The 19,373-nt window shown below is 45.0% G+C and carries 14 protein-coding genes and 2 pseudogenes; 4 read left to right on the forward strand and 12 right to left on the reverse strand.

Annotated elements, in window-relative coordinates; all coding sequences use genetic code 11:
- Positions 1-432: 432 nt before the first annotated feature.
- The 9 genes and pseudogenes from PXY01_RS19180 to PXY01_RS19220 form a co-directional block, all read right to left on the reverse strand.
- Positions 433-870, reverse strand: a complete 438-nt coding sequence (locus PXY01_RS19180) for a hypothetical protein (protein WP_127572262.1) — start codon at positions 868-870, stop codon at positions 433-435.
- A gap of 213 nt (positions 871-1,083) precedes the next feature.
- Positions 1,084-2,247, reverse strand: coding sequence for a DUF4317 domain-containing protein (locus PXY01_RS19185; RefSeq protein WP_127572263.1), 1,164 nt, complete (start codon positions 2,245-2,247; stop codon positions 1,084-1,086).
- Between the two features lie 85 nt (positions 2,248-2,332).
- A pseudogene (locus PXY01_RS19190) lies at positions 2,333-2,650 on the reverse strand (SPFH domain-containing protein); the annotation flags it as partial.
- Positions 2,651-2,959: 309 nt separating this feature from the next.
- On the reverse strand, positions 2,960-4,345 hold the full coding sequence (locus PXY01_RS19195) for an ABC transporter substrate-binding protein (RefSeq protein WP_127572267.1): 1,386 nt from the start codon (positions 4,343-4,345) through the stop codon (positions 2,960-2,962).
- Between the two features lie 240 nt (positions 4,346-4,585).
- Complete coding sequence (locus PXY01_RS19200; RefSeq protein WP_127572269.1) at positions 4,586-5,893, reverse strand: hypothetical protein; 1,308 nt, start codon at positions 5,891-5,893, stop codon at positions 4,586-4,588.
- Between the two features lie 163 nt (positions 5,894-6,056).
- A complete protein-coding gene (locus PXY01_RS19205; protein ID WP_127572271.1) occupies positions 6,057-6,266 on the reverse strand; it encodes a hypothetical protein in 210 nt (69 codons plus the stop codon).
- Positions 6,267-6,443: 177 nt separating this feature from the next.
- Positions 6,444-7,529 (reverse strand): Gfo/Idh/MocA family protein, encoded by a 1,086-nt coding sequence (locus PXY01_RS19210; protein ID WP_127572273.1) that lies wholly within the window; start codon positions 7,527-7,529, stop codon positions 6,444-6,446.
- A gap of 340 nt (positions 7,530-7,869) precedes the next feature.
- On the reverse strand, positions 7,870-10,755 hold the full coding sequence (locus tag PXY01_RS19215) for a glycosyl hydrolase 115 family protein (protein ID WP_127572275.1): 2,886 nt from the start codon (positions 10,753-10,755) through the stop codon (positions 7,870-7,872).
- Positions 10,756-11,221: 466 nt separating this feature from the next.
- Complete coding sequence (locus PXY01_RS19220; RefSeq protein ID WP_246028010.1) at positions 11,222-11,803, reverse strand: RNA polymerase sigma factor; 582 nt, start codon at positions 11,801-11,803, stop codon at positions 11,222-11,224.
- A gap of 339 nt (positions 11,804-12,142) precedes the next feature.
- On the opposite strand from PXY01_RS19220, the gene PXY01_RS19225 reads away from it, so the two are divergent.
- The 3 genes and pseudogenes from PXY01_RS19225 to PXY01_RS19235 all read left to right on the forward strand — a co-directional run.
- Positions 12,143-12,913 carry a hypothetical protein gene (locus PXY01_RS19225; protein WP_127572279.1) on the forward strand — a complete coding sequence of 257 codons (771 nt, stop codon included), beginning with the start codon at positions 12,143-12,145 and terminating at the stop codon, positions 12,911-12,913.
- Between the two features lie 192 nt (positions 12,914-13,105).
- Positions 13,106-14,698 carry a S8 family peptidase gene (locus PXY01_RS19230; protein ID WP_164744496.1) on the forward strand — a complete coding sequence of 531 codons (1,593 nt, stop codon included), beginning with the start codon at positions 13,106-13,108 and terminating at the stop codon, positions 14,696-14,698.
- Between the two features lie 152 nt (positions 14,699-14,850).
- Positions 14,851-15,403 (forward strand): annotated as a pseudogene (locus PXY01_RS19235) (IS256 family transposase); the annotation flags it as partial.
- A gap of 177 nt (positions 15,404-15,580) precedes the next feature.
- On the opposite strand, the gene PXY01_RS19240 reads toward PXY01_RS19235, so the two are convergent.
- The 3 genes from PXY01_RS19240 to PXY01_RS19250 are packed head-to-tail and all read right to left on the reverse strand — an operon-like array spanning position 15,581 to position 16,879.
- On the reverse strand, positions 15,581-16,048 hold the full coding sequence (locus PXY01_RS19240; protein ID WP_127572283.1) for a GNAT family N-acetyltransferase: 468 nt from the start codon (positions 16,046-16,048) through the stop codon (positions 15,581-15,583).
- Between the two features lie 38 nt (positions 16,049-16,086).
- Positions 16,087-16,410 (reverse strand): hypothetical protein, encoded by a 324-nt coding sequence (locus PXY01_RS19245; protein WP_127572285.1) that lies wholly within the window; start codon positions 16,408-16,410, stop codon positions 16,087-16,089.
- Between the two features lie 25 nt (positions 16,411-16,435).
- On the reverse strand, positions 16,436-16,879 hold the full coding sequence (locus tag PXY01_RS19250; protein ID WP_246028008.1) for an ABA4-like family protein: 444 nt from the start codon (positions 16,877-16,879) through the stop codon (positions 16,436-16,438).
- A 209-nt stretch (positions 16,880-17,088) separates the two neighbouring features.
- Between PXY01_RS19250 and metE the strand changes: the two genes are divergently transcribed.
- Positions 17,089-19,362, forward strand: a complete 2,274-nt coding sequence (gene metE / locus PXY01_RS19255) for a 5-methyltetrahydropteroyltriglutamate--homocysteine S-methyltransferase (protein ID WP_127572289.1) — start codon at positions 17,089-17,091, stop codon at positions 19,360-19,362.
- The last annotated feature ends 11 nt before the right edge of the window (positions 19,363-19,373 follow it).

The raw sequence follows: 19,373 nt of genomic DNA on the forward strand, positions 1-19,373 counted from the left end.
TTAGCGTTGAGTAAGCATAGTCACCCACCCTAAGAATATTCCAGTTGGTCTCGCTGTCCGGCTCGAACGGAAACAATTGAGCAGCACTGGCGCTTGCCGTGAACATAAGGATTACGGCAAGGCATAACGTCCCCAATGAGGCTGCTATCTTCTTACCGAGCTTCATCATCATAACCATTCCTCCTGATCATATCATTCATTCGGACTGGCCAGTCACAACATAAATCTATCCAAATTCCCTTACCTAGGAAATAATACCTAAGCCCTATTTTATGGAATGGATAAAATATCTCAATGAGTATTTATAGTATTATGCGCATAAAAGGAAAAGGTACAAAGCCCTCCTTCATTGTGAGTGCACTGTACCTTTGGCCTCTTACCTCCACAAACGACTGTGTACTAGAGTATATCCCGTACAGGTCCCTCCATTACTTATGATATCTGGATGAAATATGGATTCCCTATATAATATTGAGTGTATTCACCCGTCACGGTAATCATGAGTTCTGCACCTGGAGCGCATACGAAGTCAAACTGGTAATATCCGTTTTGCACCACTACCGGAGTTATGCCTAAAATGCCATTCCCGGAAATGAGTGGGACATAGTTGGCGCCAGACGGACTACGGAAGGTCAAAGTAATCGTACGTGTAGATAAGGTAGGATTCGTGAATTTAAAGTAATCTTTATCCAATGGATATAGCGTAGCGTAAGACCAGTCACCCAAATTAAGAATATTCGGGTTGTCGAGGCTGTCCGGCTCGAACGCGATCACATTGGCAGCGCTTACATTATTCGAGAACATAAGCATTACCGCAAGGCATAATGTACCTAACGTGGATACTATTTTCTTACCGAGCTTCATCATCATAACCATTCCCCCTGATCGTATCATTCATTCGGACTGGCCAGTCACAACATAACTCTAACTAATTTGATGATACGACGAAATAATCCCCAGGACCTATTTTTCTAAAATTTATTGTTTACTCTATTAACATCCATTTTAATGGCGCGATAAAAGAATACAGGCCCTCAAATGGTTGAGAACCTGTACCTCTTCGTCTATCTCCACTCTGATGCCTTATAATTCCTCCGTGCTTAACGTAAAGCCTTCAATTACCGCGTCCTCGTCAACCTCGATCAGTATGCATCGTTTTCCTTTATAATTCACCTGCTTAACATATTTCAGATCCTGCGGGCTGACCGAGATTGTAGCGACCTTCGTATCGATCTTGATCGATTTCGAGTTGAATTTCGGAATAACGCTGCTCGCTTTGAATTCGTAATACTTGTCATCGGTGACCGTCTGGAACGCCTGCTCTACCTTGTCCTTCGTCACGTTCTCTACGCCGCTTGCCGTGAGCAGACGCTCCACATCCGTATAGTCCAGCGTCGGAGGCTCTTCTCCCTCGTTATCCTCAATAACTCGATGAATCTCCTCGTATACACAGGCGATCGTAGATGCATCGAGCTGTTCTCCCGCTACTTCCTTCACAATCTCCTCGAATACAGCCTTCTCCTCAGGCGCCGTCACCGTCTTCTCGGCATTGAGCACTTGATCGATAAAATGCTGGTTCGGCTCATTCGCCTTGCCCGAGCAATACATAATACGATTCACGTCTGAATAGTTATCCGTTACGCTAGGGTAGAAAAATCCCTGCTCCGGCGAATTCAGCTTAATGATCGGATCAACAAACACATTATATTTGTACTCCCGCTCGACATAGTCGAACATGAGTGTTTTACGCTGCTGCTCGGTCGTATTCACGCTGCACAGAATAAACGGGTGAGCAAACACCTCGTCCTTCCCGGTCTCCTCCGCTTCATCGTTCCGAGCCTTGGTTGGTCTTGAATATTGTCCGCGAACGAACGTAATAACGGTATCCCGCTCGTATTTCGTATCCTTCAGCATTTTCTCCACCAGCACAATCATCAGATCATGCCATTCATCCGGATCGCCAGTTACAAGCGCTTGATGAAGCAGCTCCTTCGTTGGCTCTTCAACGTTCTCCTGAAACTTTAGCTCGAACATCTTCTGATCCAGTTCACCAGTGAGCAATTTTTTGAAATTACCCATGTACAGCTCCTGCTTCTCTCTCTCCACCATAGCAAAAGGCTGCCGCTCATAATGATAAATCTCATTCGTTTCCTTCATAATATACACGTTAAGAATGTCATAGATCGTTAACAGTTCATGGTCCAGCTTCAGCTGCTTGCGAATATGTGCGAGTTCTTTTTTGTTCATGGTCCGTCAGACAACTCCTAACAAGTGAAATGGCCTTTCCAGTATAACCGATGGAGACCGAAATTTGTAACGGATGGCCAGCCTTTTCATGAACAGCGGCAGGCAAAATAACATCCTTCACTCCAGCACTCAAGAACTGTACGCCAAGCTCCTCACCTTTATCAGCTAATCGGGACAAGATGAAGGATGCAACGTCCTCTTTTCGCCTCAGTAGATCGTCCAGCTTGAGTGTACCAACATATTCTCGAAGAATAAGCTGCAGCTGGATGTGTATTTGATCATCGAACGATTTCATCTCCAGCACGCGTAACGGCTTGATGATCTTGTATTGGCAGACGAAATTCAAGCGCAATGTTACCTTGTCCTCCGTCATCATTTCTTGACCGACGAGATCCATTTGCTGCCAAATAGTGGATTCGTACCGACCAGTCGTACAGGATACCGCAGCCTAACAGGTACGGCACTGCGGGATTAACCGATATCCCAGCCTCGTTACGACCGTCCAATAGGAACCGATGCGTCTTACAGGTTCTATAATCGCTCATTTCAAATGGAACGAACATGGTAATTACGACTCGTCATGAGGGTTGAACTTTTGGGCGAGGAAGTACAAAAATAGCGGTGCAGGGACGACACCCTGACACCGCTATTTGCAAGAAGGTCGATCACTATAGCTGGATCAACCCTTCGTTGTTAGCTTATGCAGCTTGGACTACTGCTCCGCTTCCTCTTTCTTCTCTTCCTCACGAGCCTTTTCTAATGCAGCCTGCCCAGAGCTCTGCATCGTGGCGAGTGCCTCATCGATACTTTTGCTGCCCGATTGGACTGCCTGCAGCTCCGTCGTTGCGATCTGGTTAATCTGCATATAGAAGTCCCCAGGAACATTATACCAATAAGTCTGCTGATCTCTTGGCTTAAGCTTATAGAATGCTTCCAGGCTAGTGCCGTCCTTCGCTTTATTATACGCCACGCGTGTCTTCAAATCGGAAGTGTCCGTGCGGGACAGCAGCTTTGCGACTTGATCGCTATTTATACTCTTAACTAGCTGCCATGCCGCCTTCGTATTGGTCGACTTCGCATTAATTGCATAGATATCCGATACGCTGAATGACGTAGACAGAGTCGGATTGGCGGGATCTATCGGCTCGGTAAGTACGCCCCATTGGAACGGCTTGAACGACTGGCTGTATAACGCTCCGTTCTCCAGTTGATTCACATAATAAGAGCCTTTCAACGACATTGCCGCCCTGCCGCTAAAGAATAGGTCATTGTCCATAAAGCTCACATAATTTCCCGATTCCTGCTCCATATTCGGCACATAGAGAGCACCAGATTGTATAGCATCGATCGCTAGATCAAAAGCGTTCTTCCATCCATCTGACTGAATCGTTACTTTCTCCCCTTGGGAATCGATAATCTGCAGTCCTGCCGTTCCTCCGATCGCAGCACCAAGCTGGAAGACGCTCGATCCATAGTCCAAGGTTAGGCCATAGATACGATCCTCATTGCTGCCGGTCGTCGGAAACCGCTTCGCCAGATCGATAACCTCCTGCCAGGTCAGACTCTTATCTGGAACAGGCACTCCATACTTATCGAACAAATCTTTGTTATAGTACAATCCCTGGCTGTAGAAGCTCGGAGACAGCCCATATAGCTTGCCCCCGCCTTTCTCCCGCAACCAATCCGTCAATCCCGGAATCAAATCCTCACTCTTAAAATCCTTCTCCTGCAGCATCTGCTCCAAATCTAACAGCTTGTTCTCCTCTGCATACTTCGTGTATCGATCCGAATCAAGCAAGAGAACGTCCGGGTTTTCTTTCTCTATAAGGTCATCTAGGGCCTTCTTATAATCAGTAACGCCATCCCGATATAGGCTTTGCATATCGACCACTTCAAGCTCTACATTAGGAAACTTCGCATTGAATAAATTCCCATATTGCTGATAGAAATAAGACTCGTTTTGGGCCATGACCTTCAACGTGCCGGATTCCTCTTCCCCCATCGAATAAGCCGACTTATTGTCACCGTTCGAGCATCCTGTTACCAACATTGCCAGCACAAGCGGCACTCCCGCCCACGCTTTCTTCGAAACTCGCATTGTATTCCTCCCAAAATTATACTTCTTCTTGATTCTATCAACTCTTGTAAGTTTGTCAAATTATATATATTTACATAAAATTATTCTAAAAAATCATCACCAAAACACAATGGTCTGAGTTTGATTTACTACCTTCTTTTACCACAACAAGAGGAATTTAAACCTCCCTCCTGCATATCGGAAGAACAAAAAAACCTGCACGTTAGGCAGGTTCAGATAGATCCATCATAATGCGCTTATTCAATTCTCTGGATAGGTTACCTCAAGGATCAGCATTTGAAAAATTTCGTTCTTCCCTGATCCGAGCGTAAGGTAAGGCTGCCATTTCAAATCGTATGTGCCTGTGATGTCAATCAGCTCTTCACGGTTCCACGTCGTTCCATCGGAAGCATTCCTCCAGACAAGCTGGCCATGAAGCTGTCGACCGTGATGGATACGAAAGTCTTCATCGACTGAACGATCCCGCTTGGGTGGCTGCCAATAGTTACAATCATTCGTAATAAGAACAACATAACCCCTTGTTCCCGGCCTACTTGCAACAAGCTTTTCAATTTTCTCGACATCTTTCATATAGTCATAGCGTGCAATATCTCGTGCGAGTTGATCTTTTAGCTTGATCGTAGTGCCTTTATATATCGTGTTCAAAAGCGCTGTCTTATACCGCACCTCGATGGCAATAGCGTTCTCACCGTCTCCATCCGTCGCCCAAATATCGATTTTCATCGTCCCGATGTCTCGATTAACCTCTACCTTATATCCCATTTGCTGAAGTGCTGCTCTCAGCCTATCACGGAGATCAAGCTGGGACACGGGAATGACGCTTAATGAGCGAACAATAGAACTAATCGCTGGTATTGAACCCAACTGCTTGCTTAATGGATGACCAGGAGTAACCGCAGCCGCATCCCGAAGCAGCGATTCGGGGCTAACGGAAATTAGAAGTGACTGAATCGTTCCGGCCGGAGTATCGTTAAGGTGGCTGTACGTTGTCCAGTTCATCGTATACGTGCCCTCAATGGTTAAAGACTCTTCTCGCCCCTTCATCGTGCCTGCGCCGGTGTTCTCGCCCCAAGCGAGCGTACCTGTAATTGTCCTTCCCTGATGAATACGGAACTCCCGGTCCGCTGTAGGCTTGTCCATGCCTGTGTCCTTATAGTAGGATGCATCATTCGTCAAATAAATGAGATATCCTTGATCTACGATTCCTCTCTTCACCATTTGCTCCAGTCGTTGAAGGTCTTTCAGAATATCATAGCGGCCGTTGTCTTGAGCTCCTTGGTTGAGCAGACTGAAAGTCTCCCCTTCCCACACATACTCCAAGGCTCTCATTTTATACTTTAACTCGATTGCCACCCGTTGTCCGTCCTGCTCGACAAAGATATCTACATATGTACGGCGGTCGTTCGCAATGTCCACTCGCTTCTCCAGCCGGATTGTGCAATCGTTGCGCTCCCGTATTTCCCATGCCAACGCGTGTTGAAAATCAGCCTCGTTATGAAAAATGGGACGATTCCTCGCTAAAGCTTCTAACACCTTGTAAATATTCATCGTTTCCTCCTGCTGCAATAGGTTAGTACGAAGCTAAGTATATCACGGTCTGAGTGACATCAGCTTGCCAGCGAATAGACGTTCCCGCCATTTCATGATGCACAAATAGCACACTTAATAAGTGTGCTATCCCGCTGTCTTAACGTTAACGTCTCCAGCTTCCCTAGACGCCCGTCCGACGTTTCTGATTGTTCGGCTTTTTCTTGATCTGGCTCTGCAGCTTCTTCACACCCGTGTTGGAATTGGCCGGCTGACCCTTGCTCTGGAACTGAGCCTGCATCTTCTCCTGCAGCTTGCGCTTCATCGCTTCCGCCAAGCTTATTCTTCGCGGCTCCTTCGATTGCTCGCCATTCGATTTATCTTTATCTTCCATGATGCCTCATCCCTTTCGCGCGTAGTGCTCGCTTCCTCTATGCTAAATCATTAGCACCTAATACGCAATCGAACAGGAGGGAACGGCAAGCTTCCGTCTACCTTACACCACCGTACGTACCGTTCGGTATGCGGTGGTTCATGGCCCCTCAAACTCTCCAACCGAAGCGCTCTTCTCCTAGAAATGAATCGCATTCGTCAGAATGCCCTCTCGCTCATAGAAAGGATCATCCGCTTCAATCGGGAACTGGACACTCTGACCAAGACTCGCCGCCTTATAGATGCCGACAATGAGCTCCAGCGCGCGGCGGCCGTCTTCGCCGTCGATCAGAACGGGCTCTCCCGTCTCAATCGCCGTCAGCACATTGTCGATCTGACCGGCATGCCCCTCATAGGGAACGTCCGGCAATTGATCATATGCGGCGTTAATCTCGTCTACCAATTCCGTATTCGGAACCGGGAAGCCGTTAGGCCTCGCACTCGACGCCGCTACACGCCACGGTAAGGATACTCGACCTTTGGCCCCTTGGAAAATAAGTTGCTGCTCCTCGCCATGATGGACGACCGAGCTCGTAATTTGCGCAAGCGCCCCGTTCTGATAACGAAGAATCGCGATGGATAAGTCCTCGACTTCCGCGTTGTCATGCGACGTATTCGTCATCACCGATACGAGCTCGCTCGGGCGACCCATCATCCAAAGCAGCGCGTCAATATGGTGAACAGCATGGTTAAGGGTGCAGCCGCCGCCTTCCTTCTCCCAAGTGCCGCGCCACCACAGGTCGTAATACGAGTGACCGCGCCACCAGAACGAATCGACCTGCGCATGCACGATTGGCCCAATCATCTGATTATCCAGAATCGACTTCAACTTCATCATTGGTGACTTGAATCGGTTCTGTGCGACAACGGACAATATCCGCCCGTTCTTGCGCGCCGCCTCATTCATCGCATCACATTCAGCAAGCGACGACGCCATGGGCTTCTCGACGAGCACATGCTTGCCCGCTTCCAGAAAGTCGATTGTAATCGGCGCATGCGTATACGGCGGTGTACATATCGAGACAAGATCAATATCGTCATTCAGAAGTTCCTTGTAATCCGACACAATCTTCGCCTTCAAGCCGAAGTGATCAAGCTGCTGCTGCGCTTTGTCGATATCTCTGTTCGCGACCGCAACGATTCGACAGCGGCTGCCGAATTGTAAATAAGCTTCGATATGCGCGCTCGAAATCGAGCCGGTGCCAATAATAGCAATTTTCAACATATAGAGAACCTCCCAAGTTCATTATTAAGGACGAGTCATGAACATGGCAGCAACAAGACGCTCCGACCTTCGCGATATTCCGTTCTACTTCGTTACGTCCATTAAGACAAAAGCAAGATGATTGATAGAGAAGATGGCGAAGGATTTGCATTTGTCGCCCTATCATTTATCCCATTTGTTTAAAGAGTCGATCGGCATGACTTAATTCCAATATCGCAGGCGCTGGAGCAGCTAGCCGTTTCTGCAGCGCCATGCCTCATCTAACGTACGCTAACCAGTTTAAAAAAGGACAGATTCGCCGGCAAGCGGCGAATCTGTCCTCCACTCGAATATGTTTAACTTATTCACCTCGGCCGACATAATACGTCTCAGTTGGTCCCAAATAGCTCTCTGCAGGTTTGTGACCAGCTGGATAGATGACCAGCTTCTCAAGCACAAAGCCTGGACTAACCGCGAAGACCCGCACTCTATTCAACCCGCTCTCGCAGACGATCTGGCTGCTGTGACGACGGATATTATCCAGGACACCGGCAGCCCAATGCGGATTGTACTCCCCTACCGAATGACCCTTTGGAACAGCATTCAGCACATGAATCGGCCCATCATTCGCTTGAATACCGTAATAGATCGTATTTTCTGTCGTGACCGGGTTAGAAGGCTGCATATACAACTCAAGCTCATAATCACCAGCTTCCGAAACGACAAAATGGTATTCCAGATACGGTGCATCCTGTCCTGCTGTATAATATTGCGTCGTTGGAAACACCTTCATCGCAGATAACGTCTTCCCGTACGCCTCAAGCAGCTGAAAGCCGCCTCCTGCTGCATCCTGCTTCGCAGTATAATGCTCAGCTTCAATGGAGATATATCCAAGAGTATCTACGAATGTGTTGACCGTTAGTCCGCTCAGCTCCGGCTGCTTGGCATCTACAATGATCGTGCACGTTCCGACTGGCAGCTTCACGACGAGCTTCGCCTCGGTCTCGTCCTTCATCTGGGTGCGATCGATTCGAACGGTAATCTTGTCGCTTGCTTTATGGATTCCATCCAGCACACCACTATAGCTGGAGCAGGACAACCAAGCCGCTTCGCATGCAATCTCATATGGAGCATTCTGATCACTGAGACTGCTGATGGTGAAGGAAGCCTCTGTCACATCCGGTTGTCTGAAGTCATTCAGATACAGCTTATTCACATGCCAGCTGCTGCCCTCCGAATGCTGCTGCGTGCCGTCCAGCGATACAAGTAATCTAGGCTTCGCGGTCGGCATCACCTGCATCAGAATCGGATAACGGCATTCATCCTCATTCCATTTCGTGAAGCCTATATGCTCGGACAAGCCCATACCGTACCATTTGCCGTTATCGATCGTATGGTATTCATCCACAAGCTCCCGATCCCGCTTCATGCATGCTTTGACTTGCTCCGCCAGCTGATTCGCTTCCATCAGGTTAAGCTTCGCTGCATATTGATTCTTGCCCGCGAGCAGGTGCATCCTCTGCAAATTCAAATTTCCCATCGCCGGATAGTAGACCAAGGAGAAGAAGCTGGACATCGCCTCGCCATCCATCTTCTTGTAAAGCTCATCCGCTTCAGCCATAAGAGACTCAACCTCGGTCAGCAGACGATCAGCTTCCTGATAATGAACCGGATGATAGACGTCCGCGTTCACGGCTTCCGGCCTGCGGTTATGTGCAATTCTCGTGTATCCATCTAGGATACGATAGATCTTCTTCCGATCTTCTTCGCCGCATACAGCGCCGAATTGCTGCTCGACCCATAGACGGGTATATTCGCCCGTTTTATTAGGTGCACTTGTTCCCCATTTGTCGAAATCATAAGCCAGTTCAAGGAAATAAGACAGAGGGAACTCCTGCGTCGCAATATCGCCTACGTTAACGATCCACAGCTCACGAATGCCAAAATCATAAGCCATAGTCATCTGCTCCCATACCTTCGGCAAATAAGAGCTGTTAATCCATTCGAACGAGATCGGACCGCCATGATAGTCGAAATGGTAGTACATTCCGTAGCCGCCCTTATGGGAACGCATCTCCTCGGTCGGCAGCGTACGCAGGTTGCCGAAGTTATCGTCACAGAGCATCAGAATCACATTGTCCAAATCCTCTGAACCGATAAGGCCTGGCGTCACTTCATCTCCGTAGAAGAACGGCTCCACCTCTTTATACAGCGCCAGCATACGAGGCACTTGCTCCAGATTCGGGTTCACATGCTCCTGAATCAGCCGATTCTGAGTCCGCAGTACGTCCCGAAGCAAGTTAATATTATCGGCAAAGGTTGCTTCCTTGCCCATAATCGCCGTATCCGCCTCTCCGCGCATCCCGACCGTTATGACGTTCTCGAATTTGCCGCTGCGCTTCAGACCATCGGCCCAGAACCGGGTGATGCCTTCCTCATTCGTTCTGAAATTCCATGCATCGCCATAGATCGAGTCTTTGCCCCGCAAATATTTGTACTCTTCTCCCTGACGCAGACATGGCTCGTGATGGGAAGCTCCCATAACAACACCGTACTCATCCGCGAGCTCGGAATTAGCAAGTCCTGGGCCATCGTCATGGAAGCGGGCCGACCACATAGCGGGCCACAAATAATTGCCTTTCAGACGAAGCAGCAGCTCAAAGATATGTTCATAGGCCTCAGCATTAAACCCGCCGAAACGTTTAAAGCACCAAGAGCCAAAGGCAGGCCATTCATCATTAATAAAAAATCCTCTGTATCGGACCGATGGCTCCTTCGATACATATTTGTAACCGCTGTCGAGAACGAATTCCTCCTGACGCTTCGGCCTCACGTCGTTCCAGTTGACAAGCGGTGAAACTCCTAATACCTCTGACAGATGGAACAGACCATATACCGTTCCTCTCTTATCGCTGCCGGCAATAACGAGCGCTTGATCAACTTCCGTGCCCGGTGCATCTATGGTCTGGAATAGATAGACTTCTCTCTTTCCTCTTATCTCCTCGAGATTGATTAAGCCTTGCTCCGCCAGACGATCGAGCATAGGACTCCGTCCGATGGTCCCATAGATGACTGCACAGGATGCCAATTGACCGACAGCCACTGCCGACGTTGGACGGACGCCAAATACGAGCTCGATATCCTTCGCTACCTTATCCGCGATTTTGTGAACCCCGCTGAACGCTTCCTTTTCTTTCAGAAAGAATGCGCCTCCGCCTAGTACTTTCCGGTTAATTGTAAAGTTCATAGCTGTCTCCTTCTGCCATCATCATGCTGAATAAATAAGCATGTAGTTATTACTCTTAATATATCGTAATTTCAATTCGGTTTGATTTCGTTAATTATAGAAAAATTATTAATAATTAAAGAATTATTCTTCGTATGTAACATTTAATTCTGAATCCGCTTTTATCGGACATCAACACAACAACCAATTATTCTTAAGCTATATAAATGTCTAGTGTAATTAACTGAATTTTCATCATTCGTATTCTCCTCCAATAGGTAAATTGGTAATATGACTGTTAAGAGGGGTTGGGATCAGTGAAGAGGGACTGAAATATTTTACAACACTAATAACGAGTACGTGGGATGAGTCGATGTGGACAGCAACAAAAACAAGAAACTCCGAAAACCTATAACATGATAGATTTTCGGAGTTTCTTTCACTCTAATAGAGGCTATTTCAAAATGTACATTATAAGGATAATTATTCAATAAATGGTGTTATCCCACTTGTTTGAATATAGATTTTTAAATTTCTTTTTTGCACGTTCTAACCTTTTCCCTATAACATTACACGGTAATCCTGTAACCTCAGAAATCTCTCTATAAGACAAGTCTTTTATGTACTTTAAGTACAATAAACTCTTTTCCTCACACTTAAGTGAACCTAGCACTAAATTTAGTGTCTCGTTTCGAGCGATAGTTTCTACAATAACTTCTGGCGTATTCCTACTACCTACATTGTACATATTCTTATGTTCCGCTTCCAGCTGAACAGATAGATCTGCCGGAGAAGAAATGTAATATTTTTTATTTTTACGAAGAATATCATATGATGTATTCCTAGCAATCTGTTTAAGCCACGGTATTATATTCACCTCATCTGATAAACTTGGTCCATTTAGCATTGCCTTTATAAAAGCTTCATGAATAGCATCGTCTGTAAAGTACCTATCAATTAAAATATACGAGACTGTTCGATGCACTAATGTTCGAAAAGCCGAATACAACATTTTCTGTGTAGTGGAATCTGCGTCTCGTATGTTCTCCCGAAACATGCTATAAACCATATCTTCCAATAGATACCCCTTCAATTCACTAATAACCAATAACTTTTTCTTGAACGAACGTCAAATCGATCTCCCCTAATACGTTATAGTATTTAGAACCCTCAACCCCCCCTTTTTAATAACTTATTTACCATTTTTTTCGAGTAATTATATGTGTGAATGGGTTCTTATTTGACATACAAATTATGTAATTTAATGGAGGTGACTTCATAATGTGATTTTTCAATATGTATATATTTCAATAATATAATCTATTTATCAGTATTAAGTTATTTGAAACCTAGACCAATTTAAGAAGAAACACGAATATTAATTATTGTATTTTAGTGGAGGTAACTTATGAAGGTTTTAAAATTTTTCCTTTCTTTAATATTAATGTTTACTCTTTTCGGATCAGTTGCAATGGCATCACCAGCATCACCTGCATCCAATATAAAAAGCAAGCACAAATCTTTAATGCTTAAAGTTAGAACTTTAGTAGAAAAAGGACTTAATGAGGAAGCTATGAGATTACCGGAGGTCAGACAACTCAAAGCTGAGTTCTCTATGAATAAACAACAAGAGTCAGATTTTATTAAGTCACTAGATGCTAACAATCCAAGACTTGTTAAGGAAAAAATGAAAAACATTAAAGTGAACAGCAATGAGCGTAAAGTAATCCCGTTCGATGACGGCAGCTTTATTGTCCTCGAGAATAAAACCGAAAAAGTTACAGATCAGGTACAAGCACTGGATACATTTAACACAACTATAGGAAAAGAATGGACAACCAATGCTAAATATGAAATTTGGGGAATGTATCTTGCGGCCGAATATCACCTCATTTCAGTCTATAATGTATATTCTGGTCATACTGAAATAAAAACTACAGCAGTAACGGGCACAAAGGCTTATTTCCCGACAACTGTAAGCTCCGCGACCTCCCAAATTGTTACTAATAACTCTAGAACTAATGTAACAAGAGGTGACTACACTCAGATTGACGGGGTCTCAATTGGTGGGCAAACAATCGGCTTTACACACTTTTATAGTTTAACCACTACCATAACCGTCAATTATGCGGGCAATGGAAACATTAACTTCTCAGTAAGCAGTACTTGGTCTGGCTAATATAATAAACTCTTATTGCCACAATTTACTTACCTGACTTTCTTTTCGTTCTTCTAATGACTAAATAGACAATAAGAATTAGAGGTATTCCGACAAGAATCATTTGCGAGATAGCGCTACTTAAACTAAAATCCATAATTTTACCTACTTTATAATAGTTTACAATATAGCACGATAAAGAGGGACATGTCTATGGGACTAAAGCACAATCAAAAAATAACTTTAATTTCAATATGTATCCTTATAGGATCTTTCGCTTATATATTTTTTCTTAAAGCTTCTCCTCAATTTCCTCAAGATCAACCCTTTTTAAAACAAATAAATCCTATCCCTGTAGATAGTCCAACAGAAAAGAATGTTACTATTGCTTTAGTCGATACCGGAGTCGATTTAAATCATCGATTACTAAAAAAGTATTTAGTTCAAGGACAAAATATCATAGACACACAAACTGAGCCCCAGGACGATAATGGTCATGGTACACGCGCTGCAGGGGTAATTGCTTCCATAATTAAGTCTAGTGGTGTAAATGATTCAATTAAAATAATGCCTATAAAAGCATTAAATAATGTGGGATTAAGTCAACCTGAAATTTTAGCCAAAGCAATTCGGGTAGCTGTAGATCAAAAGGTTCAAGTTATCTCATTATCGTTAGGAATACCTTATGATTCATATTTTATTAAAGATGCTGTTAATTATGCTAAGCAGAATAAGGTTTTAATAGTCGCTGCCAGCGGCAATGATGGAGGGGAGACTTTATACCCTGCTCTATATCCTAGCGTCCTTGCGGTAGGTGGTATTAATGAAAACGACACTGATATAGCGCCTTCAAATATCGGTTCGTTGGACATAGTTGCACCTTTGAGTGTACAGATATTTAATTTAAACGGTGGATATACCCAAACCACTGGTACATCGATGTCATCTGCTACAGTAACTGCAGCAGCAGCCCTTCTCCTTCTCAAGAATCCGAGCCTAGAACCTTATGATATCATCAATGCTCTCCGGGAATCAGCCTCACAGAAGGGAGAAAGGTGGTCGGAAAAATACGGGTTCGGGATGCTAAATATAGGTAGATTATTGGAGACAAATTACATACCACATGATATAAACGAACCAAATAACAGCAAAAATAACGCTGCAATTATCCCAGATAATAAAACTATATTAGCCTTGCTTACACGAAACGATACAGACTGGTACTATACAGATCTAAAATATAGTGGAAGTATAATTCTTGACATCAATACTATGCAAAATAATTCATCCGATATACGAATAACAATATATGAAAAAGAAAATAAATACCATGAAGTTTTCTCCAACAATATTTCCTTACAAATAAGTACAAGCGTAGGAAGAACATATTTCAAGCTATCTTCCCTATCCAATGAGAGTATAGAGTATACTATAACACTAAAAAAAGTAATATATAGTGATCTTCAAGAACCAAATAACTCTAAGAATGAAGCATTTTTAATAACCGATTTAAATAAAAAGTATATTGGAACCTTTGATAATAATGATGTAGATTGTTATGTTATTAATAAACCATTAAAAGAACTAGACGTTAAAGTAAAACCGTATACAAACAAAATCGATCCTATCATACAGATTTATAGTCCTATAAATGCTCAATCCAACGAAAGTATTGATTTACATGGATTTGGCGTTGAAGAGAGTTGGAACATATCTGATTCTTCAGGTGACTATTGTTTTTGTATCTCAAATAATCACAACAATCCCGCATATGGAGAATACGAAATCAGCTTTATTGGCAAATAAAATATTTGTGACTGTCCCGATACAGGCTATGATGAGGATTTCGTCGTAGCCTTTGAGTCTGTAAAATGGTTTGTGTAAACTCCAAAACCAACTAAAATGAAAATAATAGAAAGGTTGGAGGAGAACACATGGGACTGTGGACGAAGGAGTAGTTGCGAGCGTTTATCAAAGAGAATAAACGGGTCACGGCTCAAGATGCGCAGAACACTTTATAGGATCTCTTTGCCGAGACGATCCAGGAAATGCTGGAGGCCGAGATGGACACGCATCTTGGCTATGAGAAGCACGAGGTAAAGAACAAAGCAACGACAAATAGTCGAAACTGGAAAAGCCGTAAGACTGTCGTAAGTGAATACGGTGAGCAGGAGATCTCCGTTCCACGCGACCGTAATGGTGAGTTCGAGCCTCTTGTTGTGAAGAAGCATCAGCAACGTAACTGGTATTGAGGATCAGATCATTGCGCTCTATGCGAAGGGTGTAACGACACGAGAGATTCAAGATCACCTGAATGGGCTGTACGGCATCGACGTTTCAGCTACGCTCATCTCCAATGTCACCAATAAGATCATGCCGCTTATTAAGGAATGGCAGAATCGGCCGCTGCAGAGCGTATATGCGGTTGTCTTTCTCGACGCTATCCACTTCAAAGTGAAGCAAGAGGGTGCCATTGTCAACAAAGCAGCGTACATGGTGATCGGCTTAGAATAAAGATTAGTATCATGTACAACCTGTAGCCCGCACTTTCTACAATAAATATCATCGTCTTGAAATTCTGTTCCGCAATTGGTGCAATTCATATAAACCCCTGCCTTGTATGTCTTCTGTGGAGGAACAACTTTAAGGAAAACTCGGTCACCCGTTTCTTTACGAATGTAATGAGTTTCAGATATATCTTTCAAGATGTAAGGCGCCGTTCTCCCAATACTCTGGATATTCTTGCTTAACCTTAAACCCATGCTTGATATAAAAACCTACGGTCTCATTGTATAGCGCATTGGTATGAGGCGGTACAGTCAACAAATCAATTCTTCCAATTCCATACTCGATTGTGGTATTAAATAAATGCGTTAATAAACTACTGCCATATCCCTTTCCACGCAAGCCTTTCTTGGTTGCCATTAGCGATATCCGTAACGAACCGTCGAAACTAGTGTAATTTATAAAGGATACAACATGACCGTCTTGTAATAAACATAGCGAATCATGGAATCGCAAATCCAATCCAATATCATCAATTACATCATCGGAAAACCATTCATCGGTTAATTCAGTAATGATATTCTTTATATCATTTGCAGCATTCATGTTAGTTAACGCCGGTCTCGGAATCATAATAATCTCGCTTTTCATATATGCTCCTAGTTTATATATTTATAGTAATTGCCTTATCAATCATCATCATATTTACAAAATATGACTTTGAAATTCCCCCTCAACAACAAATGTCCAATAACCTCTTCAATTCGTTCACGACTGCACTCATCTACTAGAATCATGTCACTGCTCCAGAGATACTTTCCATGCAAACATTCTCCCGTATGCCGATTCTTCTCCACAAGTGACTGTACGTTCTTGTATGTAAAGAATGATGCTACCCATCTGGAACCATCTTCAAATGTAACGATGACATCCGTATTATCGTCATACGGGTTCCATCCTCCCTCCCATTGTTCGGCTTCAATCCAAATAAAATACCGGCCACGATCTTCCATTGCTGTCCTCCCCCACACGATACTCTTAACTATCCCTTAGACCCGGCATTCGTCGTTGACGTAAACCTCGAATAACAAGATAACATAAAAAACCGAACGGACCGAACATGAGAATGGAACAAAGCAGGACCGATTGTACGAGCAGCGTAACGTAATGATGCACCATATTGTCCCGGTACACGTAGAGACCGATCGACTGGTCGAAGCAGAGCAAATGCAGCCATACGAGAAGAGCAAAGTCAGGATCGGATAAAAGTCGAACTACCCCATCCGACGAGCCAAAATCGTTTACGAAACCGAGGCCGCCCTCCGCTATGACCGTAATCATTCCGATGGTATACAACAAGGCAAGATATATCGGGAAGATGGCAGTGTTGGCCACAAGCCGAGTGAGTCGCCACTTAGGCAGCACGATCATAAGCAGCCAGCCTAGCATCGCAATTCCATTCATCGAGAATAAGATATCCATTATCGGGAACGCCCCTTCCTATTTCTTCTATCCTTCATTCTAAACCCCCTATATATTGTATTCAATTTCCCTATAACAACTTTATAAAGTTAGCTTTTCGGCGGTCCCATACCAAAAAACTATACCCTCACATAGTTTTAATGTGTTTCCCGATACCAGCCTCCACGCCCTATAATGAGACCAACTTAGCACGTAAGGAGCTGTTACATATGAAAACATCCATTATCGGTTATCCGCGAGTCGGCGGACTTCGAGAGCTTAAATTCGCATCCGAGAAATACTTCAAAGGCGTACTATCAATCGAGGAACTGCGGCAAACAGCGGCGCAGCTTAGATCTGCACACTGGAAGCTTCAGCAGGAGAATGGGATCGACTTCATTCCGTCTAACGATTTTTCCTTCTACGATGGACTGCTCGACGCCGCTTGCTTACTTGGAATTGTTCCACAAAGATATCAAGAGCTTGGACTTAGCCCGCTGGAGACCTATTTCGCAATGGCAAGAGGCTATCAAGGCGACAAAGGCGACGTTAAAGCGCTGGCGATGAAAAAATGGTTCAACACGAACTATCACTACATGGTTCCTGAGATTGACGATACGACAAGCATCCAGTTGGCTGGTTCGAAGCTGTTCGAGGAATTTACGGAGGCCAAACAGCTTGGCATCTCTACCAAGCCTGTACTGATCGGCGCATTCACTTTGCTTAAGCTTGCGAGATTCACGGGCTCGAAGAAAGCAAAGGATTTCGTGCCTGCAGTTGTCGAGGCATATAAGGCTGTCCTAAGCCAGTTGAACGCGCTTGGTGCAGCATGGCTTCAGCTGGATGAGCCTTCACTGGTAACGGATTTGACCGCTGAGGATATCGCGCTGTTCACAGAGCTTTATGATGGTATCCTCTCCGCCAAAGGCAGCGTGAAGGTTATCGCGCAAACCTATTTCGGCGACGTTCGCGACTGCTATCAGCAGCTTCAAGCACTGCCGTTCGACGGAATCGGCATCGACTTCGTTGAAGGCAAGCAGTCTTTGGAGCTGGTGCGCAAGCATGGATTCGCCAGCGGTAAAGTGCTGTTCGCCGGCGTACTCAACGGCAAGAACATCTGGAAGAACTCCTATAAGCAGACCCTTAACCTTGTTCGCGAAATCAGTCAGCATGCAAGCGAAGTCGTTATCGGCACCTCCTGCTCGCTGCTCCATGTTCCTTATTCGCTGAAGCATGAAACGAAGCTATCAGCAGCCTTTAAGCCGTATTTCGCGTTCGCAGAAGAGAAGCTGCGCGAGCTCGCAGAGCTCAAGTCCATTCTGGAGCAAGCAAATCCTGAAGAATCCTCTCTGCTTATAGAGAACGAGAAGCTGTTCTCCGCAGCGCGTCTTACGAACGATAACGCTGTGCAGAAGAGAGTGGCAGAGCTGACGGACGCCGACTTCACAAGATTGCCTGCGTTCGAGGAGCGGAAGGCGATTCAGAAAGCGAAGTTCAAGCTTCCGCTGCTGCCTACGACAACGATTGGCTCGTTCCCACAAACGGCTGAAGTCCGGGCCAACCGCGCAGCCTTTAAGAAAGGCAGCATCACCGAGGAACAATATAAGCAATTCAACTTTGACCGGATCGCAGAGTGCATTGCACAACAGGAAGAAATCGGACTCGACGTCATCGTTCACGGCGAATTCGAACGTAATGATATGGTGGAATACTTTGGCGAATGCTTGGATGGCTTTATTTTTACAGAGAATGCCTGGGTGCAGTCTTACGGAACACGCTGTGTCAAACCGCCAATCGTATGGGGAGACATTAGCCGCAGCAAACCGATTACGGTTGAATATTCCGTCTTCGCGAAGAGTCGGACAAGCAGGCTGGTCAAGGGCATGCTGACAGGTCCGGTTACGATCCTGAACTGGTCGTTCCCGCGCGAGGATATCAGCCTGAAGGAAAGCGCTCTTCAGATCGCTCTTGCCATTCGGGACGAAGTACTCGATCTCGAAGCTAACGGTATTGAGATCATCCAGGTTGACGAGGCTGCATTAAGAGAGAAGCTTCCACTCCGCCAGTCGGACTGGCAGAGTGAATACTTAAGCTGGGCAATTCCTGCCTTCAGACTTGTTCACAGCGGAGTTAAAGCCGAGACGCAAATTCATACTCATATGTGCTACAGCCAATTCAGCGACATCATCCGCGATATTGATGCGATGGACGCCGATGTGATTACGTTCGAAGCGTCGCGCTCGGATCTGGCCATCATCGATGTAATTAACGAATGCGGCTTCCGTACGGTAGTCGGTCCCGGTGTATACGATATCCACTCACCTCGGATTCCTAGCGTCGACGAGCTTAAACAAGGGCTGCACCGTATGCTCGACAAGATTGAAGTGTCCAAGCTATGGGTTAATCCAGACTGCGGACTTAAAACTCGCGGTGTCACGGAAACTTGGGCCAGCTTGACAAACCTTGTCCAAGCAGCCCAAGAAGTTAGAGCAGCACTGGAATAACATGCACAATG

Origin of the sequence: Paenibacillus xylaniclasticus, from assembly GCF_004001065.1 — a bacterium.
Classification (GTDB): domain Bacteria; phylum Bacillota; class Bacilli; order Paenibacillales; family Paenibacillaceae; genus Paenibacillus_T; species Paenibacillus_T xylaniclasticus.